Source organism: Escherichia sp. E1130 (assembly GCF_005781065.1).
Taxonomy (GTDB): Bacteria; Pseudomonadota; Gammaproteobacteria; order Enterobacterales; family Enterobacteriaceae; genus Escherichia.
Genome location: NZ_VATL01000012.1, coordinates 39,541 through 62,043, shown reverse-complemented (window position 1 = coordinate 62,043; position 22,503 = coordinate 39,541). Strand labels below are relative to the sequence as shown.

General features: G+C 50.2%; 22 protein-coding genes and 1 pseudogene. 11 read left to right on the top strand and 12 right to left on the bottom strand.

All coding sequences use genetic code 11. From position 1 onward, the window contains the following. The first annotated feature begins 3 nt into the window (after positions 1-3). From arnC to arnF, 6 genes are read left to right on the top strand one after another with little or no spacing between them, the layout of a single operon-like run. A complete protein-coding gene (gene arnC / locus FEK66_RS11090; protein WP_130257477.1) occupies positions 4-972 on the top strand; it encodes an undecaprenyl-phosphate 4-deoxy-4-formamido-L-arabinose transferase in 969 nt (322 codons plus the stop codon). Next, positions 972-2,954: a bifunctional UDP-4-amino-4-deoxy-L-arabinose formyltransferase/UDP-glucuronic acid oxidase ArnA gene (gene arnA / locus FEK66_RS11085; protein WP_130207176.1), complete on the top strand. Its 1,983-nt coding sequence runs from the start codon at positions 972-974 to the stop codon at positions 2,952-2,954. Before arnC ends, arnA begins: the two co-directional genes overlap by 1 nt. Further along, the gene (gene arnD / locus FEK66_RS11080) at positions 2,951-3,844 is read left to right on the top strand and encodes a 4-deoxy-4-formamido-L-arabinose-phosphoundecaprenol deformylase (protein WP_130207178.1); all 894 of its coding nucleotides are present in this window, start codon (positions 2,951-2,953) and stop codon (positions 3,842-3,844) included. Before arnA ends, arnD begins: the two co-directional genes overlap by 4 nt. Then, entirely contained in the window at positions 3,841-5,493 is a 1,653-nt protein-coding gene (arnT, locus tag FEK66_RS11075) for a lipid IV(A) 4-amino-4-deoxy-L-arabinosyltransferase (protein WP_135494619.1), read from the top strand. The genes arnD and arnT overlap by 4 nt, the downstream gene beginning before the upstream one ends. After that, entirely contained in the window at positions 5,490-5,825 is a 336-nt protein-coding gene (gene arnE / locus FEK66_RS11070; protein WP_130207182.1) for a 4-amino-4-deoxy-L-arabinose-phosphoundecaprenol flippase subunit ArnE, read from the top strand. Before arnT ends, arnE begins: the two co-directional genes overlap by 4 nt. After that, on the top strand, positions 5,825-6,211 hold the full coding sequence (gene arnF / locus FEK66_RS11065; protein WP_135494621.1) for a 4-amino-4-deoxy-L-arabinose-phosphoundecaprenol flippase subunit ArnF: 387 nt from the start codon (positions 5,825-5,827) through the stop codon (positions 6,209-6,211). The genes arnE and arnF overlap by 1 nt, the downstream gene beginning before the upstream one ends. On the opposite strand, the gene pmrD is transcribed toward arnF, so the two are convergent. The 9 genes from pmrD to FEK66_RS11020 form a co-directional block, all read right to left on the bottom strand. After that, positions 6,205-6,471 (bottom strand): signal transduction protein PmrD, encoded by a 267-nt coding sequence (gene pmrD, locus FEK66_RS11060; protein ID WP_135494624.1) that lies wholly within the window; start codon positions 6,469-6,471, stop codon positions 6,205-6,207. The two genes, arnF and pmrD, sit on opposite strands and share 7 nt — an antisense overlap. Positions 6,472-6,580: 109 nt before the next feature. After that, complete coding sequence (gene menE, locus FEK66_RS11055) at positions 6,581-7,936, bottom strand: o-succinylbenzoate--CoA ligase (protein ID WP_135383261.1); 1,356 nt, start codon at positions 7,934-7,936, stop codon at positions 6,581-6,583. Next, positions 7,933-8,895: an o-succinylbenzoate synthase gene (gene menC, locus FEK66_RS11050; RefSeq protein WP_135494627.1), complete on the bottom strand. Its 963-nt coding sequence runs from the start codon at positions 8,893-8,895 to the stop codon at positions 7,933-7,935. Before menC ends, menE begins: the two co-directional genes overlap by 4 nt. After that, entirely contained in the window at positions 8,895-9,752 is an 858-nt protein-coding gene (gene menB, locus FEK66_RS11045) for a 1,4-dihydroxy-2-naphthoyl-CoA synthase (RefSeq protein WP_000639996.1), read from the bottom strand. Before menB ends, menC begins: the two co-directional genes overlap by 1 nt. Positions 9,753-9,766: 14 nt before the next feature. Beyond that, positions 9,767-10,525: a 2-succinyl-6-hydroxy-2,4-cyclohexadiene-1-carboxylate synthase gene (gene menH, locus FEK66_RS11040; protein WP_130207192.1), complete on the bottom strand. Its 759-nt coding sequence runs from the start codon at positions 10,523-10,525 to the stop codon at positions 9,767-9,769. Continuing rightward, a complete protein-coding gene (menD, locus tag FEK66_RS11035) occupies positions 10,522-12,192 on the bottom strand; it encodes a 2-succinyl-5-enolpyruvyl-6-hydroxy-3-cyclohexene-1-carboxylic-acid synthase (RefSeq protein WP_135407455.1) in 1,671 nt (556 codons plus the stop codon). The genes menH and menD overlap by 4 nt, the downstream gene beginning before the upstream one ends. 88 nt (positions 12,193-12,280) lie before the next feature. Then, entirely contained in the window at positions 12,281-13,576 is a 1,296-nt protein-coding gene (gene menF / locus FEK66_RS11030; protein ID WP_135494630.1) for an isochorismate synthase MenF, read from the bottom strand. A 78-nt stretch (positions 13,577-13,654) separates the two neighbouring features. After that, entirely contained in the window at positions 13,655-13,960 is a 306-nt protein-coding gene (gene elaB / locus FEK66_RS11025; RefSeq protein WP_001564816.1) for a stress response protein ElaB, read from the bottom strand. A 54-nt stretch (positions 13,961-14,014) separates the two neighbouring features. Further along, positions 14,015-14,476, bottom strand: coding sequence for a GNAT family N-acetyltransferase (locus FEK66_RS11020; RefSeq protein ID WP_135494633.1), 462 nt, complete (start codon positions 14,474-14,476; stop codon positions 14,015-14,017). A gap of 64 nt (positions 14,477-14,540) precedes the next feature. Between FEK66_RS11020 and rbn the strand changes: the two genes are divergently transcribed. After that, complete coding sequence (rbn, locus tag FEK66_RS11015; protein ID WP_135410205.1) at positions 14,541-15,458, top strand: ribonuclease BN; 918 nt, start codon at positions 14,541-14,543, stop codon at positions 15,456-15,458. Between the two features lie 114 nt (positions 15,459-15,572). Here the strand turns inward: rbn and FEK66_RS11010 are convergent. Next, a pseudogene (locus FEK66_RS11010) lies at positions 15,573-16,363 on the bottom strand (von Willebrand factor type A domain-containing protein). Positions 16,364-16,500: 137 nt separating this feature from the next. Here FEK66_RS11010 and FEK66_RS11005 point away from each other — a divergent pair. Next, the gene (locus FEK66_RS11005) at positions 16,501-17,472 is read left to right on the top strand and encodes a M28 family metallopeptidase (protein ID WP_135494635.1); all 972 of its coding nucleotides are present in this window, start codon (positions 16,501-16,503) and stop codon (positions 17,470-17,472) included. Positions 17,473-17,574: 102 nt separating this feature from the next. Then, on the top strand, positions 17,575-18,078 hold the full coding sequence (locus FEK66_RS11000) for a YfbM family protein (protein ID WP_135494638.1): 504 nt from the start codon (positions 17,575-17,577) through the stop codon (positions 18,076-18,078). Between the two features lie 282 nt (positions 18,079-18,360). Here FEK66_RS11000 and FEK66_RS10995 read toward each other — a convergent pair whose 3' ends face one another. Further along, positions 18,361-19,077, bottom strand: a complete 717-nt coding sequence (locus FEK66_RS10995; protein WP_135494641.1) for a hypothetical protein — start codon at positions 19,075-19,077, stop codon at positions 18,361-18,363. Between the two features lie 208 nt (positions 19,078-19,285). Between FEK66_RS10995 and FEK66_RS10990 the strand changes: the two genes are divergently transcribed. Both FEK66_RS10990 and FEK66_RS10985 read left to right on the top strand, forming a co-directional pair. Then, positions 19,286-19,708 (top strand): hypothetical protein, encoded by a 423-nt coding sequence (locus FEK66_RS10990; protein WP_130207206.1) that lies wholly within the window; start codon positions 19,286-19,288, stop codon positions 19,706-19,708. A 420-nt stretch (positions 19,709-20,128) separates the two neighbouring features. Then, on the top strand, positions 20,129-20,989 hold the full coding sequence (locus FEK66_RS10985) for a hypothetical protein (protein WP_135494644.1): 861 nt from the start codon (positions 20,129-20,131) through the stop codon (positions 20,987-20,989). A gap of 52 nt (positions 20,990-21,041) precedes the next feature. Here FEK66_RS10985 and nuoN read toward each other — a convergent pair whose 3' ends face one another. Further along, the gene (nuoN, locus tag FEK66_RS10980; RefSeq protein ID WP_000156701.1) at positions 21,042-22,499 is read right to left on the bottom strand and encodes an NADH-quinone oxidoreductase subunit NuoN; all 1,458 of its coding nucleotides are present in this window, start codon (positions 22,497-22,499) and stop codon (positions 21,042-21,044) included. Between the last annotated feature and the right edge of the window lie 4 nt (positions 22,500-22,503).

Here is a 22,503-nt window from a genome sequence, read left to right as displayed (position 1 = left end):
GCCATGTTTGAAATCCACCCTGTTAAGAAAGTCTCGGTGGTTATTCCCGTCTATAACGAGCAGGAAAGCTTACCGGAATTAATCAGGCGCACCACCGCAGCCTGTGAATCGCTGGGGAAAGAGTATGAGATCCTGCTGATTGATGACGGCAGTAGCGATAATTCCGCACAAATGCTCGTCGATGCCTCACAAGCAGAGGGCAGCCACATCGTGTCTATTTTGCTTAATCGTAATTACGGACAGCATTCGGCGATCATGGCAGGTTTCAGCCACGTTACCGGCGACTTAATTATTACCCTCGATGCCGATCTCCAGAATCCGCCAGAGGAGATCCCCCGTCTGGTAGAAAAAGCCGATGAAGGTTACGACGTGGTGGGTACTGTACGCCAGAATCGCCAGGATACCTGGTTTCGTAAAACGGCATCGAAGATGATTAACCGGCTTATTCAGCGCACTACCGGCAAAGCGATGGGCGACTATGGCTGTATGTTACGCGCCTATCGCCGTCATATTATCGATGCCATGTTGCACTGCCATGAACGCAGCACCTTTATCCCGATTCTGGCGAATATCTTCGCTCGCCGCGCCATTGAAATTCCGGTGCATCATGCCGAGCGTGAGTATGGCGAATCTAAATACAGCTTTATGCGCCTGATTAATTTGATGTACGACCTGGTGACCTGCCTCACGACCACACCGCTACGTATGCTGAGTCTTCTCGGCAGCGTGATTGCGATTGGGGGTTTCAGCATTGCGGTACTGCTGGTGATTTTACGCCTGACCTTCGGGCCACAATGGGCGGCAGAAGGCGTCTTTATGCTATTTGCCGTGCTGTTTACTTTTATTGGCGCTCAGTTTATCGGCATGGGATTGCTCGGTGAATATATTGGCAGGATCTACACCGATGTCCGCGCCCGCCCCCGCTATTTTGTTCAGCAAGTTATCCGTCCATCCAGCAAGGAAAATGAATAATGAAAACCGTCGTTTTTGCCTACCACGATATGGGATGCCTCGGTATTGAAGCCCTGCTGGCTGCCGGTTACGAAATTAGCGCCATTTTTACCCATACTGATAATCCTGGCGAAAAAGCCTTTTATGGTTCAGTCGCTCGCCTGGCGGCGGAAAGAGGCATTCCGGTTTACGCGCCGGATAACATTAATCATCCGCTGTGGGTGGAACGCATTGCCCAACTGTCACCAGAGGTGATTTTCTCTTTTTATTATCGCCATCTCATTAGCGATGAGATTTTACAGCTCGCTCCCGCAGGTGCATTTAATCTGCATGGTTCGCTGTTACCAAAATATCGTGGTCGCGCGCCGCTGAACTGGGTACTGGTGAACGGTGAAACGGAAACGGGCGTAACATTGCACCGAATGGTTAAACGTGCCGATGCCGGGGCCATTGTTGCCCAACTGCGCGTTGCCATTGCGCCAGATGATATCGCCATTACGCTGCATCATAAATTGTGCCATGCCGCGCGTCAGTTGCTGGAACAGACGTTACCCGCCATTAAACACGGTAAGATTCTGGAAATAGCCCAACGCGAGAACGAAGCCACCTGTTTTGGTCGCAGAACACCAGAAGACAGCTTCCTCGAGTGGCACAAACCGGCAGCCGTATTGCATAACATGGTCCGCGCCGTCGCCGATCCGTGGCCGGGTGCCTTCAGCTATGTTGGTAATCAAAAATTTACCGTCTGGTCGTCACGCGTACATCCTCATACATCCGCAGCGCAGCCGGGAAGCGTGATTTCTGTTGCGCCGTTGCTGATTGCCTGTGGCGATGGCGCGCTGGAAATCGTCACCGGACAAGCGGGCGACGGCATTACTATGCAGGGCTCACAATTAGCGCAGACACTGGGCCTGGTGCAAGGTTCACGCTTGAATAGCCAGCCTGCCTGTGCCGCCCGACGCCGTACCCGGGTACTCATCCTCGGGGTGAATGGCTTTATCGGTAACCATTTGACAGAACGCCTGCTGCGCGAAGATCACTATGAAGTTTACGGTCTGGATATTGGCAGCGACGCGATAAGCCGTTTTCTGAATCATCCGCATTTTCATTTTGTTGAAGGCGATATCAGCATTCATTCCGAATGGATTGAGTATCACGTCAAAAAATGTGATGTCGTGTTGCCGCTGGTGGCGATAGCTACGCCGATTGAATATACCCGCAACCCGCTACGCGTATTTGAACTCGATTTTGAAGAGAATCTGCGCATTATCCGTTACTGCGTGAAGTACCGTAAGCGAATCATCTTCCCGTCGACTTCAGAAGTTTATGGGATGTGTAGCGATAAATACTTCGATGAAGACCATTCTAATTTAATCGTCGGCCCGGTGAATAAACCACGCTGGATTTATTCAGTATCAAAACAATTACTTGATCGGGTGATCTGGGCGTATGGCGAAAAAGAGGGGTTGCAGTTCACCCTCTTCCGCCCGTTTAACTGGATGGGGCCACGACTGGATAACCTTAATGCTGCGCGAATTGGTAGCTCACGCGCTATTACGCAACTCATTCTCAATCTGGTGGAAGGTTCACCGATTAAGCTGATTGATGGCGGAAAACAAAAACGCTGCTTTACTGATATTCGGGATGGTATCGAGGCGTTATACCGCATTATCGAAAATGCGGGAAATCGCTGCGACGGCGAAATTATCAACATTGGCAATCCTGATAACGAAGCGAGTATTGAAGAGCTCGGCGAGATGCTGCTGGCGAGCTTCGAAAAACATCCGCTGCGCCATCACTTCCCACCGTTTGCGGGCTTTCGCGTGGTAGAAAGTAGCAGCTACTACGGCAAAGGATATCAGGACGTAGAGCATCGTAAACCGAGCATCCGCAATGCCCGCCGTTGCCTCGGCTGGGAACCGAAAATTGATATGCAGGAAACCATCGATGAGACGCTGGATTTCTTCCTGCGCACTGTCGATCTTACGGATAAGTCATCATGACCAAAGTAGGTTTACGTATTGATGTCGATACTTTTCGTGGCACCCGCGAAGGGGTGCCACGTCTGCTGGAAACCTTAAGTAAGCATAATATTCAGGCCAGCATTTTTTTCAGCGTCGGCCCGGACAATATGGGCCGCCATCTCTGGCGACTGGTGAAGCCACAGTTTTTGTGGAAGATGCTGCGCTCAAACGCGGCATCGCTTTATGGCTGGGATATTTTACTGGCAGGTACGGCATGGCCAGGAAAAGAGATTGGTCATGCCAATGCCGATATCATTCGTGAAGCGGCTAAATACCACGAAGTCGGCCTGCACGCCTGGGATCACCACGCCTGGCAAGCCCATAGCGGCAACTGGGATCGGCAAACAATGGTAGACGATATTGCCCGCGGCCTTCGTACCCTGGAAGAGATTATCGGCCAACCGATAACCTGCTCCGCTGCTGCTGGCTGGCGTGCCGACCAACAGGTGATCGAAGCAAAAGAAGCGTTCCATTTACGCTACAACAGCGATTGTCGTGGGGCGATGCCGTTTCGTCCCTTGCTCGAATCAGGAAAACCTGGCACTGCACAAATTCCAGTGACATTACCTACCTGGGATGAAGTGATTGGCCGGGATGTGAAAGCGCAAGATTTTAACGGCTGGCTACTCAACCGCATCCTGCGAGATAAAGGGACGCCGGTTTATACCATCCATGCTGAAGTTGAAGGTTGTGCTTATCATCCTGATTTTGTTGATCTCCTGAAGCGTGCCGCCCGTGAAGGCATTACTTTTTGTCCATTAGGCGAGCTGCTGCCGGAGACGTTGCCGCTCGGACATGTGGTGCGTGGAAGAATCGCTGGACGTGAAGGCTGGCTGGGTTGCCAACAAGTTGCGGGAACTCGTCCATGAAATCCATTCGCTATTACGCCGCATTCTTTGCGTTTATTACCGTCTATTATCTCTTGCCGATTAATTATCGCCTGCTCTGGCAACCTGATGAAACACGATATGCGGAAATCAGTCGGGAAATGCTGGCTTCCGGCGACTGGATTGTGCCCCATCTGTTAGGGCTACGTTATTTCGAAAAACCGATTGCCGGATACTGGATTAACAGCATTGGGCAATGGCTATTTGGCGCGAATAACTTTGGTGTTCGGGCAGGCGTTATCTTTGCGACCCTGTTAACCGCCGCGCTGGTGACCTGGTTTACTCTGCGCTTATGGCACGATAAACGTCTGGCACTACTCGCCGCTGTGATTTATCTCTCGCTGCTTATTGTCTACGCCATCGGCACTTACGCCGTGCTCGATCCGTTTATTGCATTCTGGCTGGTGGCGGGAATGTGTAGCTTCTGGTTGGCAATGGATGCGCAAACGTGGAAAGGCAAAAGCGCGGGATTTTTACTGCTGGGAGTCACCTGCGGTATGGGGGTAATGACCAAAGGTTTTCTCGCCCTCGCCGTGCCGGTATTAAGCGTGCTGCCGTGGGTGGCGACGCAAAAACGCTGGAGAGATTTCTTTATTTACGGCTGGCTGGCAATCATCAGTTGTGTTCTGACGGTTCTCCCCTGGGGGTTAGCAATAGCGCAACGGGAGCCTGACTTCTGGCACTATTTTTTCTGGATTGAGCATATTCAACGCTTTGCGATGGATGATGCCCAACATAAAGCCCCGTTCTGGTACTACTTGCCTATCATCATTGCCGGTAGCCTGCCATGGCTGGGATTACTCCCCGGTGCGCTGCGTTCTGGCTGGAAAAACCGCAACCATTCCGCAACCGTCTATCTCTTGAGCTGGACGGTGATGCCACTGCTGTTTTTCTCCGTCGCTAAAGGCAAGCTGCCGACCTATATTCTTTCCTGCTTTGCGCCTCTGGCAATACTGGTGGCGTATTACGCGTTGCAGGCAGCAAAAAATAATCCTCTGGCGTTGCGGATTAATGGCTGGATCAATATCGCATTTGGCGTCACTGGCATTATTGCCACGTTTATCGTTTCGCCCTGGGGCCCCATGGGCACACCCGTCTGGCAGGCTTTCGAAATCTATAAGGTCTTTTGCGCATGGTCGATTTTTTCGCTGTGGGCATTTTTCGGCTGGTATACGTTAACGAACGTGGAAAAAAACTGGCCCTTTGCGGCGCTTTGTCCGTTGGGGCTGGCGTTGCTCGTGGGTATTGCGATCCCCGATAGAGTCATGGAAGGCAAACATCCGCAATTTTTTGTCGAGATGACGCAAGAATCACTCCAGCCGAGCCGCTATATTCTTACTGATAGCGTCGGTGTTGCCGCAGGTCTGGCATGGAGTCTGCAACGCGATGACATCATCATGTATCGCCAGACGGGGGAGTTGAAATATGGCCTCAATTATCCGGATGCGAAAGGCAGATTTGTCAGCGGTGATGATTTCGCCAGCTGGCTTACTCAACATCGCCAGGAGGGGATTATTACTCTCGTGCTTTCGGTCGACCGCGATGAGGATATCAACAGCCTTGCCATTCCACCTGCAGATGCTATCGATCATCAGGGGCGTCTGGTGCTCATTCAGTATCGGCCCAAATGATCTGGCTGATTTTAGTCTTTGCCAGCCTGCTTAGCGTAGCCGGGCAGCTCTGCCAGAAACAGGCAACTCGCTTTGTGGCAATAAGTAAACGGCGCAAACATATTGCACTGTGGCTGGCGCTGGCATTGATGTGTCTGGGGCTGGCAATGGTGCTCTGGCTGCTGGTATTACAGAACGTGCCGGTAGGCATTGCCTATCCAATGTTGAGCCTGAATTTTGTCTGGGTGACGCTGGCAGCAGTAAAACTGTGGCACGAACCAGTGTCTTTTCGTCACTGGTGTGGGGTGGCCTTCATTATTGGCGGCATTGTGATTCTCGGGAGTACGGTGTAATGGGCCTGATGTGGGGATTATTCAGCGTCATTATTGCCTCAGTTGCGCAATTAAGCCTGGGTTTTGCGGCGAGTCATCTGCCGCCAATGACGCAATTATGGAATTTTATCGCGGCGCTTTTTACTTTTGATTTCGGTGCCCGGATGCTGGTCGTCGGCCTGGTTGGCTATCTGATCTCCGTTTTTTGCTGGTATAAGGCGTTGCATCGGCTGGCACTCAGCAAAGCCTATGCCTTACTGAGTATGAGTTATGTACTGGTATGGATTGCATCAATGGTACTTCCCGGCTGGGAAGGGACCTTCTCGCTGAAGGCTATGCTGGGTGTAGCCTGTATTATGGGTGGATTAACGCTGATTTTTCTACCAGCAGCAAAACAACGCTACTGACTTTTGCAGCCAGACTGACATTGTCGCCCCCATTCCTCAACACTATAACTGCTCGCCGAAATAACTTTCACCGTGCGCTGCTTTTCCCGGTTGATGCAATAAAGCGCATCCTGTAGCGGAGAAAGCAGGTCACCTGATTCAACGCTAAAGTCAGTTTGCACTTCGGCAATCATTTTTATCGTGCCGCCAGTATCACAAAGCTTTAGTACATGTCTGTTGTCTTGTTTATCGCTGCATGATTTTTTAACCAGCCATTCCATTGCACTATCCTGTCTGATAAGAATTGTCACATTAATTTACAGATTAACAGATAAACTCATTATCAATGGCAATGGAATAGCGGAAATGAGAGATGAAACTAATGATTTCTTAATACTGGCGTTGCACCCACTCTTTTAATGCCTGACGTGAAATCTTAATGCCGCCGTTTTTCAGCTCCGGCGGAAGCGTCAGCCAACGCACCGGTTGTTGAAAACGGGCCAACTTGTCTTTCACCCATTCGCTAAGATCAACGGTTTCGTGGTCATACTCCACCACCGCTACCGGTCGATGACCAAACTCCTTGTCAGTAACGGGGACGATAAACACCTGCAAAACCGCAGGATGCGCGGCAATCACACGTTCGACTTCTTCTGGCTGAATGCCTTCGCCACCACTGAAGAACAGATTGTCTAAACGTCCGACAATGGTCAGCTTGCCATTATGCATCTCACCGCGATCGCGCGTGGCGTACCAGCCTTCGTCATTAACCAGCGGCACCAGTTTCCCGTTACGCCAGTAACCTTCTGCCATACTGGCAGCCCGCAGCCACACTTCATCATTAACGATTTTCACTTCCCGCCCCGGCAGCGGCGAACCGACGTCAGCCAGGCCGTCCGCTTCTTTCGCGCAAACCGTGGAAGCGAACTCCGTCAGACCATAGCCGCAAAAGCAACGAATGCCCTGCTCGCGCGCCTGCTCCGTCAACTCAACCGGAATTGCCGCGCCGCCAAGTAACACCGCTTTCAGGGAAACTGAACTGCGGTTAACCAGCAAACGCCAGAGCTGTGTTGGCACCAGTGAAGCGTGAGTACAGCCTGCCAGCATTTGCTCCAATGGCTGTTTATCACGTACCGTCATCCGCGCACCAGCGTATAACCAGCGCCACATAATTCCCTGACCAGAGACGTGAAACAACGGCAAAGAGAGCAACCAGTCATCGTGATCGCCAAACGGAATCAGCGATAACACCCCTTCGGCACTGGCAAGATGGGCCTGATAAGTATGAACTGCGGCTTTCGGCAAGCCAGTGGAGCCAGAGGTTAACGTCATTGAGCACAGACGCGTCGGCTGCCACGCAGCGGCATATGCGCCTTCAACCAGCTGAATGTGCAGCGACGTTAACGCCGGAAACGTGTTTTCCCCTTCCGGCACCAGCGCAAATTGCAGAGTGAGATTTGGCAGCAATTCCTCAAGCAACGGTTGCGGCAGTTGTGGATTCACGGGCAGCACCCGCGCCCCACATTGCAGTAACGCCAGCCAGGCCAGCAGCGTTTGCGGCGTATTCCACGCCCGCAACATTACGCCGCTGCCCTCAACCACACCCTGCGCCGCAAAGCCGGAGGCTAATTCATCGACGCGAGCACAAAGCTTGCGCCAGTTGAGTTGCTCGTCATTAAGACGTAAGGCGATGGCTTCTCCCCGCACCTGCCGCCAGTGACGCCACGGCCAGTCAGAGAAGATCATAACAGCCGCTCCAGTGCATCAACTTCCACTAATGGCAGCGGGCTACCCGGCCAGCGACGAACCTGCTGCGCCTGCATCAGATCCAGCGTATCCAGCCCCGGAATGGTGTCTGGCGTTAACCAGGCAGCAATCCGCGCCAGTTGCGTTAAGCCTAAGCTCGACTCGATGGAAGAACTGATCACCGCCGTCAGCCCCAGCGCGTGCGCCGCCTGCACCTGCTCGCGGACTTTCTCCAGGCTGCCCGTGAGCGTGGGTTTGATCACCACCGCACGCACGCCCTCTTCCGCCACAAAGGCAAAATCCGGCTCGCGCAGGCTTTCATCCCAGGCAATGGCAATGCCGGTTTCACGGGCAAATGCACGCGAATCATCGCGGGTTTTGCACGGCTCTTCGAGAAACGCGATGCGGTGGCGATAGTCCGGGTTAACGTATTTGGCAAACTGCTGGCCTTTCAGCGGCGTCCAGGCGCGGTTCGCGTCAAGACGCAAATTCAGATCCGGAATTGCCTCCAGCAAAAGATTGACCACCATGCCGTCGCGCACGGCTTCGTACAATCCCACTTTGACCTTCGCCACTTTCTCGCCAGGCATATCGGCAAGTTTGAGGATCAGATCGTCCGGATCGCCATTACACAGCGGCGCAGCACGGTAATTGGCCGCCTGCGGGAGCGTATCTGCCAGTTCAGCCAGCGCGCAGCTCACGCCAAAGGCGACGGAAGGCATCTGTGGTAGCTCGCAATAGCCTGCCAGCCAGTTATGTACCCAGGCAAGCAGCACACTTTGCGCCTCTTCCCAGTTTTCCTGACTGAAGCCCGGCAATGGGGAGATCTCCCCCCACCCTTCGCGCTCGCCCTCACGCAGGCAAACGTATAGCCCGTCGCGGGTTTTTAACCGCCTGTCGCGCAGAACCACCCCCGCGTCCATGGGGATCTGCCAGCGGTATACCTGCGCGCTACGCATTACGGATTCCGTTTAAATTTGCTGAAATCAGGCTGACGTTTCTGGTTGAAAGCGTTGCGACCTTCCTGACCTTCTTCCGTCATGTAGAACAGCATGGTGGCGTTACCCGCCAGTTCCTGCAGACCTGCCTGACCGTCACAGTCAGCGTTCAGTGCAGCTTTCAGGCAACGCAGCGCCATCGGGCTGTTTTGCAGCATTTCACGGCACCAACGGACGGTTTCTTTTTCCAGATCGGCCAGCGGCACCACGGTGTTCACAAGGCCCATATCCAGCGCCTGTTTTGCGTCGTACTGACGGCACAGGAACCAGATTTCACGCGCTTTTTTCTGCCCGACGATGCGAGCCATATAGGAAGCTCCCCAGCCGCCGTCGAAGGAACCGACTTTCGGGCCAGTCTGACCGAAGATGGCATTATCTGCCGCGATAGTCAGGTCGCACATCATGTGCAGAACATGACCGCCGCCGATGGAGTAGCCAGCCACCATCGCGACAACCGGTTTCGGACAGGTACGGATCTGACGCTGGAAGTCCAGCACGTTGAGGTGATGTACGCCGGAATCATCTTTATAACCGCCGTAGTCACCACGTACTTTCTGGTCACCGCCGGAGCAGAACGCTTTATCGCCCGCGCCAGTCAGAATGATCACGCCGATGTTGTCGTCATAACGGGCATCCGCCAGCGCCTGGATCATCTCTTTTACCGTCAGAGGACGGAAGGCATTGCGCACCTGCGGACGATTAATGGTGATTTTTGCGATACCGTCGGTGGATTTTTCATAACGAATGTCCTCGAAACCTTCGGAGCAGTCGTGCCATTCAACCGGTGCGTAAAGCATTGCTTCATCAGGATAAATCATATTGTGTCCTTTAGTCAGAAACGCAAGATCTGCGCCAGACTTGCGATTACGCCAGCGGGATTTTCCCGATGCGCGTTATGTCCGGCGCGAGGAATGACATGGCAGTCGGCAGCCAGTTCCGCTGCCAGAGCGCGGAATTTGCTGTCACGTTCACCACATAAATAATAAAACGCAAATGTGCGAGCGCTAAGGTTAGCACGTAAATCAGGCTGGACGGCGAGAGAAGTGGCCTCCAGCATCGCGGCAAGGGTTGCGCCGTTATTGTTGCTGCGCAGCGCCACCAGCTCCCGGCGTTGATCGTCATTGAGCGAGGCAAAAACAGGCTGTTGATACCAGTCGGCAAATACCGCCGTTAACGGTTCTGAACAAAAACGCTGCGCCCAGCGATGATCGGAAAGCTGACGTTCCGTGCGTTGTTCAGCACTTTGCAGCCCGGGATGCCCACCTTCGACAATCACGCCACAAAGCCCCGCCATCCCCTGACAAGCCGCCATCATCGCCACCCGTCCACCGAGCGAGTACCCCACCAGCCAGAAGTTAAGGATGTTGTAACTAACAAAGGTTTTACGCAGTAAGTCGGTGACATCATCAAATCCATCGACGCTAATTGCCGCCGAACCGCCGTGACCTGGAAGATCAACATACAACCGCGAGTAGTCTGCAAACGCCTCGCCGACTTCCTGCCATTCGAGGCAATCGCCGGAGAAACCATGCAAAAACACCAGCCAGGGTAAACCTGGCTTGCCGTGTTTTGCCTGTGCGTGCAGGATCATAAATGGCTTACCTGCGCCAGCAGTTGCTGGAGGGTTTGCGCGCCGTCGGTGTCGTTAACCACCATTTCAATCACCGTGGTGGTCGGAGTGCGCCAGGCGTCGGCAAGTGCCGTTTCAAGTTCCTGCCAGTTTTGCGGACGATGATATTTCAGCTCAAACATCGCGGCAGCGTGCTCAAAATGGACGTTTTGCGGCATCAGATAGAAACGCTCGCGCTCGCTTTTCGGCGTCGGCAACAGCGAGAAAATTTGTCCGCCGTTGTTGTTCACCACAATTAATACCAGCGGCGCGGAAACCTGACGCAATAGCGCCAGCGCGTTGAGATCGTAAAGTGCTGAGAGATCACCCACAATCGCCAGCGTCGGTTTGCCGCTGGCCCGCTGAACGCCTGCGGCGGTAGAGAGCAACCCATCAATTCCGCTGGCCCCACGGTTGCTGTACACCGGATAGCCTGCCGGAAGTTGCGAGAGAGCATCGATCAAACGTACCACCAGGCTATTACCGACAAACAGTTGCCCCTGTTCAGGCAAATAGTCGCTGATGCGGTGCGCCAGTTGTGCTTCGCCAAACGCATCACGACGGGCAACAACTGCCTGCATTGCCTGTTCAGCCAGACGCGGGATCTCCACGCACCAGGGCTGGCGTTTTTCAGCCGGATGCAGCTCCAGCCAGTCGGCAATATTGGCGACCAGGCGACGTCCACGGTGGTGTGCCGGGTCAAGCTGCCCTTCGATGTTATCAACAATCCAGTACTCTTCTGGTTCACAGCTTGCCTGCCATTGCAGTAACCGTTTACCGGTCAGGCTGCTCCCCAGTTGCACGACAATCTGCGCCTGTCGCAGTTCGCTGGTCGCTTTGGCATTGCCTAACCAGAGATCGGCACACGGCAGCGGCTGCCCGGTTTGCGACAGCACGTCGCCAATCAGCGGCCAGCCAAGTGTTTGCGCCCACAGGGCAACTTTTTTGCCCTCTTCCGCACTCATGCGCCCGGCAACCACCACGCCGCGCTTTTGCCGCCAGAAGAACCAGTCGCGCTGTTTTTCGCTCTCAAGACGAGGCGCTTCACGCAGCCACGGTTTGTCGCCCTGCCACCAGTCGCCAAGACGTTGTTGCCAGCTAAGTCCGGTATCGTCCATCTCGCCATAAAGCGGTTCGGCAAACGGGCAGTTGATATGGACTCCACCCGCATGCAGCGTGCCTAAAGCGTGGTCGATAGTAGAAACCAGCCAACGGGCGGGAATATCCTGCGTCGGGCGCGGCAGTGAAATGCTATGCGTAGGATGAGAGGCGAACATGCCCGGCTGACGAATTGCCTGATTTGCGCCGCAGTCAATCAATTCCGGAGGACGATCGGCGGTTAACAGGATCAGTTTTTCTCCGGTTAACCCAGCTTCAATCAGTGCCGGATAGAGATTCGCTACCGCCGTGCCGGAAGTCACTATCACCGCCACCGGCTGCTTGCTGACTTTCGCCAGCCCCAGCGCCAAATGCCCCAGCCCACGCTCATCAAAATGAGTGTGATGAATGAAAGCGGAATTTTCCGCCGCCGCCAGAGTTAATGGCGTAGAACGAGAGCCAGGGGCGATGCAGACGTGTCTGACGCCGTGACGTGTTAATGCTTCCAGAATGACCGCCGCCCAGCGTCGGTTAAATGCGCTTACTGACATGAGTTTGTCCGGTATCAATATTGCGGCTAAGTATAAGGAGCTACAAAAAGAGATTATTGATATGAATCGGTAATGATGCGACTCATTACTATTCCAATTGTAATAAAGTGCGCAGTCCTGCCGCTTTGTTGTCGATTTCCTGCCACTCCAGTTCGGGGTCTGAGCCTCGGACAATACCCGCTCCGGCATACAATCGCACGACATTGCCACTGATTTTCGCCGAGCGCAGGGAAACGCAGAATTCGCTTTGTTGTAATGAGAGATAGCCCGCAGAACCCGCATACCATTCACGGGTAAACGGTTCGTGCCGGGCGATGAACTGCCGTGCCAAATCGCGCGGTAAACCTGCCACCGCTGCCGTTGGCTGCAACTGATGCAGACAAACCACATCATCTGCCGTATTAAGCGAGGTCCAGATACAGCGACGCAGATGCTGCACTTTACGCAGACGAAGCACCTGCGGCGGTAAAACATCCAGCGCCTGGGTGTCGCTCTGTAATCGCTGGCAGATATCTTCCACCACCAGCATATTCTCGCGCTGGTTTTTATCATCCGCCATCAGCCACTCGCCCAGTTGCTGCGCCTGTTTATCATCAGGATGATTCGCCACCGTTCCCGCCAGTGCTTCAGTACGCAACGCTTTGTCACGCCGCCGCCAAAGCCGCTCAGGAGATGAACCCAGGAACGCGCTTTCGCCATCAAAGGCCATGTAGAAATGGTAGCAGTTCAGGTTCAACCGACGGCTGGCAGCCATCATTGCCGCCGCGTTAACTGAATCGGAGAAATGCAGGTCGGTCGCCCGCGCCAACACCACTTTATCCAGTTCACCTTCAGCAATGGTGTCGGTCGCCAGTTTAATTAACCCCGTCCAGGCTGGTTTGTCCGGCCAGTGATTTTCTTGGGTGATGGTTAAATGCAGAGCTGGCAACGGTTTAATGTTTGCCAGAGCAGCAATGTATTCCTTTGCCTGATGTGCGTCTTGCTGAAGGGAGTTTTCGCTGAAAAGGGTCAGTCGAAGGGTCGCTTTGCCTGCACAGCGTCGCCATTCCAACCGCGGGAGGAGTAAATTGCCCTGGGAAGGGTCAAACGCATTCAGCCCCCAGATACGTAAGTCGGTGTGATCCGGGTATTGTCGGAGAAAACGCTGCGCCTGCGCCAGCGACGAAAAGCTGGCTATTGTACCCAGCACGGCAGCCTCTTCATCACCATTGCGTTGTTGCCAGTAAAATTGCGGATACATTTGCTGGCTGGCCAGCCAGCTTAAGGCATCAAAGGCGTCATTTAATGGGAAAGGAACATCAAAAACCCGAATGCCGGGCGTCGCTGGAAACTCTTGCGACAGATGGCGCAATAGATTTTCCAGCGCCGTAGTGAGTGATTGCACGCGGACCTCTCCCTGTTAAAAGCCTCACATTATACGGGGTACTGCAAAAAAAATGCAGTACCCCAGTGTAGGGAGGTTTTAACGGCGTGCCAGCAACAGTCCTAATACCAAACCAACCGCAGCGCCAACGCCAATCCCCTGCCACGGTTTTTCATGAACGTAGTCGTCGGCGCGATAAACCGCTTGCTTCGCCCGATAGTAATAGCTGTCCGAAGCCTGACTGACTCTTTTTTTCACATCATCCAGCGCCTTCTCTGCTCGCGCCTTCAGCTCAACATATTTCTGATCGGCGGGATCGCCAGAGGAGCTCAGCACTTCTTCCAGTGTTTCACTCAGCAACGTCAGGTCGTCATCGATGCGTGTATCACCAAATTGATTAGACATTCTCGTTCTCCATTTGCTTAAAACCTGCCACTAACTATAGACAACGGTTATCAATTACGCCTGAATGACTTCGCGCGCCATCCCAATGTGGGGAATACCATCTTCCTCGTAGATATCCGTTACGGGGATAAAGCCAAAACTGCGGTAAAAGTTTTGTAAGTGCGCCTGCGCTCCCAGATAAATCGCCTTGTCCGGCCAGTGGCGCGTACATGATTCCAGCGCCTTACTCATCAGTTGCTGCCCCACTTTTTCGCCCCGCAACGCTTCGCTGACAATCACGCGACCAATCACCACCGGTTCGAGATCATCATCACTTTTCAGAATCCTCGCATACGCTACCAGTTTCCCGTTTTGCCAGCCGAGAACATGACGATTTTCACCTACCAGATCGTCACCATCGACATCCTGATAAGGACAGTTTTGTTCGACAACGAATACCGCACAACGCAGTTGTAATAAGGCATAAAGCTGAGAAACCGATAATTCAGAGTGATGAAGATCCTGCCAGTCGATCATGATGCGCTCCTTTTGGTTGTATGCCTTATACTAGCCGGATTATTTTTAGAAATGTGATGGTCTTATGGAATTAATTTTCTTAGGTACTTCGGCGGGAGTTCCGACCCGGGCGCGTAATGTCACGGCGATATTGCTTAATCTGCAACATCCGACCCAGGCCGGACTTTGGTTATTTGACTGTGGCGAAGGCACTCAACACCAAATGCTGCACACGGTGTTTAATCCCGGCAAACTGGACAGGATTTTTATTAGCCATCTTCACGGCGATCATCTTTTCGGTCTGCCCGGTTTGCTGTGCAGTCGTTCCATGTCAGGTATTGTGCAACCCTTAACCATTTATGGTCCGAAAGGTATCCGTGAATTTGTTGAGACAGCGTTACGCATTAGTGGCTCGTGGACCGATTATCCACTGGAGATTATTGAAATTAGCGCAGGCGAAATTCTTGATGATGGCTTGCGTAAAGTGACAGCTTATCCGATGGAACATCCGCTGGAATGTTACGGCTATCGCGTAGAAGAACATGATAAGCCTGGTGCGCTGAATGCCCGGGCATTAAAGGCTGCAGGCGTACCGCCAGGCCCATTGTTTCAGGATTTGAAAGCCGGAAAAACTGTCACACTGGAAGACGGTCGGCAGATTAACGGCGCTGATTACTTAGCCGCGCCTACACCAGGAAAAGCGATCGCCATTTTCGGCGATACTGGTCCTTGCGATGCCGCGCTGGCGCTGGCCAAAGGTGTCGACGTAATGGTTCACGAAGCGACTCTGGATTTGGCGATGGAGGCCAAAGCCAACAGTCGCGGCCACAGCTCCACACGCCAGGCGGCGGCACTGGCCCGTGAAGCTGGTGTCGGTAAGCTAATCATTACCCATGTTAGTTCACGCTATGATGATAAAGGCTGTCAGCACTTGTTACACGAGTGCCGGACGATTTTCCCGGCAACTGAACTGGCGAGCGATTTCGCGGTGTTTAGCATTTAAGTCGAAAGCGGTGGTTAGTTGGCAGATTAATTTAATGATACCAACGCACTTATTTGCCATTTTTTCATCTGTTTGCCGGATACGTTTGATGTCGATATCCGGCAAACAGATTTATCATTTATAGTTTTGTGAATTGTCCAGATCTTCCGCCAGCCCAATCAGACGAATAAATTCCGCTCTGTAGCCTTGTTGATCCGGTCCTTTTGCTTGCCGCGCCCACTGTTCGATCTGCTGCCAGGATGTATTATTCAGGTATTCAGAACCGCGCAATTTTAGCCCATACGCAGAGACTGCTGCGCGAAAACGCATATATTCTGAAGGTGCGTTTATTGTGGGTGCCAACGGGAATTCAACTAACTGACTTTCTTTTCCCTGCGGGTATTTCCAACGAATCTTTAACCAGGCCAGTTCTTTCGCTTTATCTGATTTCGCTGATTTGTTATCCGGGGCATAGCGTAACTTATCAATTGATGCTTTTTGCCCATTCAGCGTTAGCTGCCGGTGTCGACGTCAAGGCTAAACGTCGCCAACGGGTTTTGCGCTACCTGCTTAACCGGATTATCATCGAACTGCTGATAGCGAGCGGTTCCTGGATTTGCGATACGTGTAGCTTTTGCTTTAGCCGCTCTTTCAAATGTTGGCGCTTCCTGCAATCGCCCCTGCAAAGCCTGTTTGTCTGAGGATTGTTGCGCTTCATGCTGGGCTAAGGTTTTTGCTTTCGCGGCTTTAGCGGCGGCGGCTCTTTGCTCCGCCACTTTTGTTGCCGCTTGTTGCGCGGCAAGTACTTGCTGGTCTGTGGGTGTAGTAGATTGTTGTTGCTGACTTTCCTTATCATCAGATTCCGGCCCACATCCTGACAAAATCAAACTACTAATAAGCAACATGATTATATTTTTATTTCGCATATAAAATCCTTTTAAATAAACTCAACCACCAGACATAAAATAGACTCTTTGTATAATCCGGCTAATCTTAATAAAATACGATCTCGAAACCTATAACAAATAATGATTCAACAACGAAACCTATCAACAATTTATATATGAAAAAAATAACCTTTTCCTTTTTTATATTGTTCCTGTTTTCACTTCCTCTGATTGTTTTTTACCAACCCTGGGTCAATGCATTACCACCAACGCCCCAGCACGCAAGTCCCGAGCAATTAGAAAAAACAGTTCGTTATTTTACACAAACTGTGCATCCACGTAGTGCCGACAATATTGATAATCTGAATAGGTCCGCAGAGTATATAAAAGAGGTCTTTGTCAGTAGCGGCGCCAGAGTTACCGGGCAGGATGTCCCCATTACTGGTGGCCCCTACAAAAACATTGTTGCTGATTATGGTCCTACCGATGGACCACAGATTATTATCGGTGCGCACTATGACTCTGCCAGCAGTTACGAAAACGATCAATTAACCTATACGCCGGGAGCGGATGATAACGCCAGCGGTGTGGCAGGATTACTCGAACTGGCACGTTTGTTACAGCAGCAAGCGCCGAAAATAGGTGTGCAACTGGTCGCCTATGCGTCGGAAGAACCGCCCTTCTTTCGTAGCAATGAAATGGGGAGCGCGGTACACGCCGCTTCGCTTGAGCGTCCGGTGAAATTAATGATAGCACTGGAGATGATAGGTTATTACGACTCCGCACCAGGGAGTCAGGATTACCCTTACTCTGTCATGTCCTGGCTTTATCCCGACCATGGTGATTTTATTGCTGTCGTCGGCAGAGTGCAGGATATCAGCGCTGTGCGTCAGGTAAAATCTGCGTTGTTATCAGCAAAAGAGTTGCCTGTTTATTCTATTAATGCACCTGGTTTTATTCCCGGTATCGATTTCTCCGACCACCTTAATTATTGGCAACACGATATTCCCGCCGTAATGATTACTGACACCGCTTTTTATCGTAATAAACAATATCACTTACCTGGCGATACCGCAGACAGACTCAATTATCAGAAAATGGCTCAGGTGGTGGATGGCGTTATAACCTTGTTGCAAAACAGTAAATAATAAAAATTTCTCGAGGAAGATCCAGAAAAAGCAACATGCGCATTTTATTTTCCCTCGTCTGTTTTAAGATGCGAAAAATTAAATTCAACGGAGGAAAAACAAATGGGAATGATTGGCTATTTTGCAGAAATTGACTCAGAAAGAATTAACCGACTGCTTGAGTCTACTGAAAAACCCTTAATGGACAATATTCATGACACGCTTTCAGGTTTACGGCGACTGGATATTGATAAACGCTGGGATTTTTTACATTTTGGCCTAACGGGTACCTCTGCTTTTGATCCAGCGAAGAATGATCCGCTGAGTCGTGCCGTGCTTGGTGAACACAGCCTCGAAGATGGCATAGATGGTTTCCTGGGATTGACCTGGAATCAGGAGTTAGCCGCGACAATCGACCGCCTGGAATCACTGGATCGAAGTGAGCTGCGTAAACAGTTTTCCATTCAGCGACTCAATGAAATGGAGATTTATCCGGGAGTGACCTTTTCAGAAGAGTTAGAGGGGCAACTCTTTGCTTCGATCATGCTTGATATGGAAAAGCTGATTAGCGCGTACAGACGTACGCTACGGCAAGGGAATCATGCGCTGACGGTTATTGTTGGGTGACATAGCTTGATGTCTGGGGGAGAAAGACCTATCAGTTTAGATTTATGCAAAGATCATCTTAAATAAATCTTTAACCAAGACCCGGTTTTGATCCCCTTGTATAAACACTGCTATATGCTTGCTTTATCGCATTCTTAAGTTAAACCCGTTTATTCAGTATATAACAGCGATACCACTAGTGCTGGCAACGATCTGGCCTGTTAGATGAAAACAGTGTTTAACCATTCGTTACCTGAAAATAATCAGGCGAGCAAAAAGCCTGTTCAATTTTGCGATGATTTTTTATAGTTCGTGTTGGTTATGGCGACAAGGAAAAGCATCAATGTTATCTTTCACAAATTGCAGTAATACAGAATCAACATCTTTTGCAAGTTGGTCACAATGTGTGATAAGCATTTTGAATATTTCATCCTTTGTAATCTCATGAAAATTTTCTACCTTCTCTTTTAACTCATTATATCGGATTCTTGCAGTAACCATTTTTTTGGCAAGTTCTAACAATCCCAACGCTTGCAATTGTTGGTGAATATGATCACTTTCAAAAAAGATCCCACAATCCATTCCTTCCCAACCAACATATTCATGCCATTCATAAACCAGCATAAAAGTTTGTAAAACTGGCTGTAATAATTGAATATCTGCAAAACTAAACCAAAACTTACGCTTGAGATCCCACTCATATTCAATCGCCAATGCTATTTTGTTTAAGGCATCTCCAGCATCCTTATTTTTACGAAAAATCAATTCCGTCAGTGTATAGCGTTGTTCATCAATACGCCGAAGAGCTTCTGCAATATCATAGTTTGTAGCCAACAAAACATTCTCTGCTTCCTGATGTGTGACGTCTACTTTTGCAGTCAATATATTGATTTGATCAATATGAAAGAATTTAATGGCCTCATCAACATTACCGCCAGTCCTCTCTAGCAAACGTCTGGCAGACTGGATACCGACAGGTACGTGCTCCCGAAGTTTGCGAATTTCACTTAACCATTCCATGTCAAACCCCTTTAAATATTTATGATGCTATATATAACAACGTCTGGATCACGACCCAGCCTGACTGAATATTTCACCTTTTCCTGCTTAACATCCATGTTATGATGCGCCTGAAACTAATAAGACGTGTGGCATTGTCATTATTTATCCGCTAATGAATTCAAACAATGCCATTCATTTGATGAATACATTATTTCAGGGAATAATTATGACACCTTTAGAACGCATTACCCAACTTGTTAATATCAATGGTGATGTTAACGAGCCTGCTACCCCCCGTCCATTGTTATCTCTTGAGGATTTTTTTATCGGCAATAATATCCTCGGTTCAATATGTTGCAATGTGACTCCAGAACAATCTCCGCAAGCTATCTACCACCATTTGCTGAAAATTCGTGAGCGTAACGATGTCAGTGATGTTTTGGTAGAAATTACGATGTTCGATGACCCTAACTGGCCCTTTAGCGAAAGAATTTCAGTTATCACTTCTGCCTCACCCGAAGAAGTTCAGAATTGGTTTGCAGAAGAAATTGCCCCTGATGAGTGCCGGGAAGGATGGGAAGAAGATACAGATCATGGATGGGTTGAAGTCCCTGCGGGTATGCATCCGGTTAATTGTTGGTGGGATTAAAACATATTGCTCATTACGAAAAACTTTTAAAATACTTCATGGAGGATGTATATTGTCATTTTCAACGGGTGCTGTAATTATCATTTTTGCGTGTTATGCATTAGCCTTTATCATACCAATACTCTTTATCGTACCGTTTCTTCTTCGATGGGATAAAGAGAAAATGGATAACACCGGTTTCATTTCTTTAATCTATCTGGAATTGCCAATCGGCACTACCGCATTAGCCTATTTATTTTATTTCATAAGTATTTCGATTCTTTCTTTGAATATATTTTCAACCTGATACCCTATACATTAATTTTATGGTATGTGTGTTTTCTAAGGAAAAGCATATATTGCAGCCCACGAAAGATTTTATTTACAGGCTGGCGCGCCTTTGCCATTATATTTGTTTTACATACATTCTATTTATTCCCCATGAAAAACGAATCAGATTATGACACTGCTGTGAATACGGCACTAAGACAAGGGGATGGTACTGCATTGGATAAACTTTGGAAAACATGCCCGGAGGGTATCAATTCACTTTTGTTCAATATGAAATTTAACTATAACAGAACATATAACTTTGACTACCCAATCACTTCATTCGAGAAAGTTATCCAGTGTAGTGAATTTAAAGACGACTTTACCAGCGATTATGCTGTCAACTATTCTTTTGCTAACGTAACAAGCATTAATTTCTTAAAATTTCTATATAGCAAAATAGATGATAATAAAAAGAAAGAGATTCAGAATGATAAAGGTATTATAGACACTAGATTAATTGATTTAAAGCGATGTTTAAGAGACGAAAAGTGCAGTGCACAAAAAATCCAAATGCTCGATTTTCTACTAAAGCTCGTTCCAAAATGGCAAAAGCATTTATTTATCAAACCGGTAGACTTGCATAATTCTATTTTAAATTCAAATAAGCTTAGTGCTTCTTATTTTTCAAAATTTGTTCAACCTGAAAATGAAAATGACATTATCGCTATGCATGTTGTTTTAGGTGATAACCAGTCCGTAATATCAAAAATAAAGAACAAAGAATACCTACCTTCCGTGATTGGTCAAGAATATGGTGATTTTGGTGAAAATATAACATTAGTAAAGTTTATTATAATGAATGGTACAGAAGACATGATCGACTTCATCATTAACGATTTAAACGTTGATGTGGCGTGTTATGCAAGTGCGTCAACCATAAACTATAATACTATTGTCTCTTCAGACTATAATTATAAATACAATAAACGTTTCCAAAATAAAACCTGCACAAACCCAATCAAATCATAACACCATAAAAAAACCGCCGAAATCGGCGGTTTTTTAACATCAATATTCAACCTTACATCAGCGGCATGGCTAACCGCACAATGCTAATCAGCGGTTGTGGCCATACACCCAGCACCAAAACCAGCAGTGCAGAGATGAGCACCACGATACCGCCCGCGCTGTACTGCCAGTTTGACGGTGCATCGCGACCCGGTTGTTCCGGGGCGTGCAGGTACAGGCTCACCGCTACGCGCAGGTAGTAGTAGAGGCCGATTGCCGAACCGACAACCACGGCACCCACCAGCCACCACAAGTGTGCCTGGACACCGACCGCCAGCACGTAGAACTTACCAATAAAGCCCAGCGTCATCGGGATACCGGCCAGAGACAGCATCATCACCGTCATCACTGCCGCGAGGATCGGACGATGCCAGAACAGACCGCGGTAAGAGAACAGGGAATCAGCATCCGGGCCACGATATGGGCTGGACATCAGGCTGACCACGCCGAACGCGCCGAGGCTGCTGAACAGATAACCGGCCAGGTAAACCCCTACCGCTTCCATCGACATCTCGCCAGTTTGCAGCGCAATCAGCGCCACCAGCAGATAGCCGAGGTGAGAGATAGATGAGTAACCGAGCAGACGTTTGATGTTGGTCTGGCTCAGCGCCATCAGGTTACCGAAGATGATGGAGGCAAAGGCGATAATCGCCAGCACCACGCGAATCGCTTCGCTGTCACCCACTGGTGCGTAAAGGAACAGACGCATCACCACACCGAAGATAGCGATTTTGCTCGCCGTCGCCAGGAAAGTGGAAACCGGCGCAGGCGCGCCCTGGTATACGTCTGGCGTCCACAGGTGGAACGGCACCAGAGAGAGTTTGAAGCCGAGGCCAACAATCATCAGGCCGAAACCTGCCAGCAACAGCGGCTCGTTGAGCATACCGTCACCGAGGTTTTTACCCAGTGCAACGAACGACAGATCCCCAGACTGCGCATACACCAGCGCCATACCAAACAGCAGGAAAGAAGACGCTGCGGCAGAAAGAATGGTGTATTTGATACTGGCTTCCAGCGAACGTTTCTGGCGGAAAGCGTAACCGACCAGACCAAACAGCGGCAAAGAGATCAGTTCGATACCGAGGAACAAAGACGCCAGATGGTTGGCATTCGCCAGCAGGATCCCGCCCAGTGCGGCAATTAACACCAACAGGTAGAACTCGTCCTTGTTGTCGTTATAGCCTTCAAGCCACGGGTAGGCGAAAGTACAGGTGGCGAGGCTCGCCAACAATACCAGCCCGGTGTAAAGCATGGCGAAACCATCAACACGCATCAGTGGCGTAACGTCCATAGCGCCTGCCTGGCCGACAAACCAGAGCGAAACCAGCGCCGCGTTAAGCCCAATAACCGAGAGCGTAGCGTTGAGGAAATGATTGCGTCGCCACGCAATGGAGAGCATCACAACCACCACCGTCAAGCCGACGATCAGCAACGGTAGCAGTGCGATCAGGTTTTGTGGAGTTATTGTCATGGCG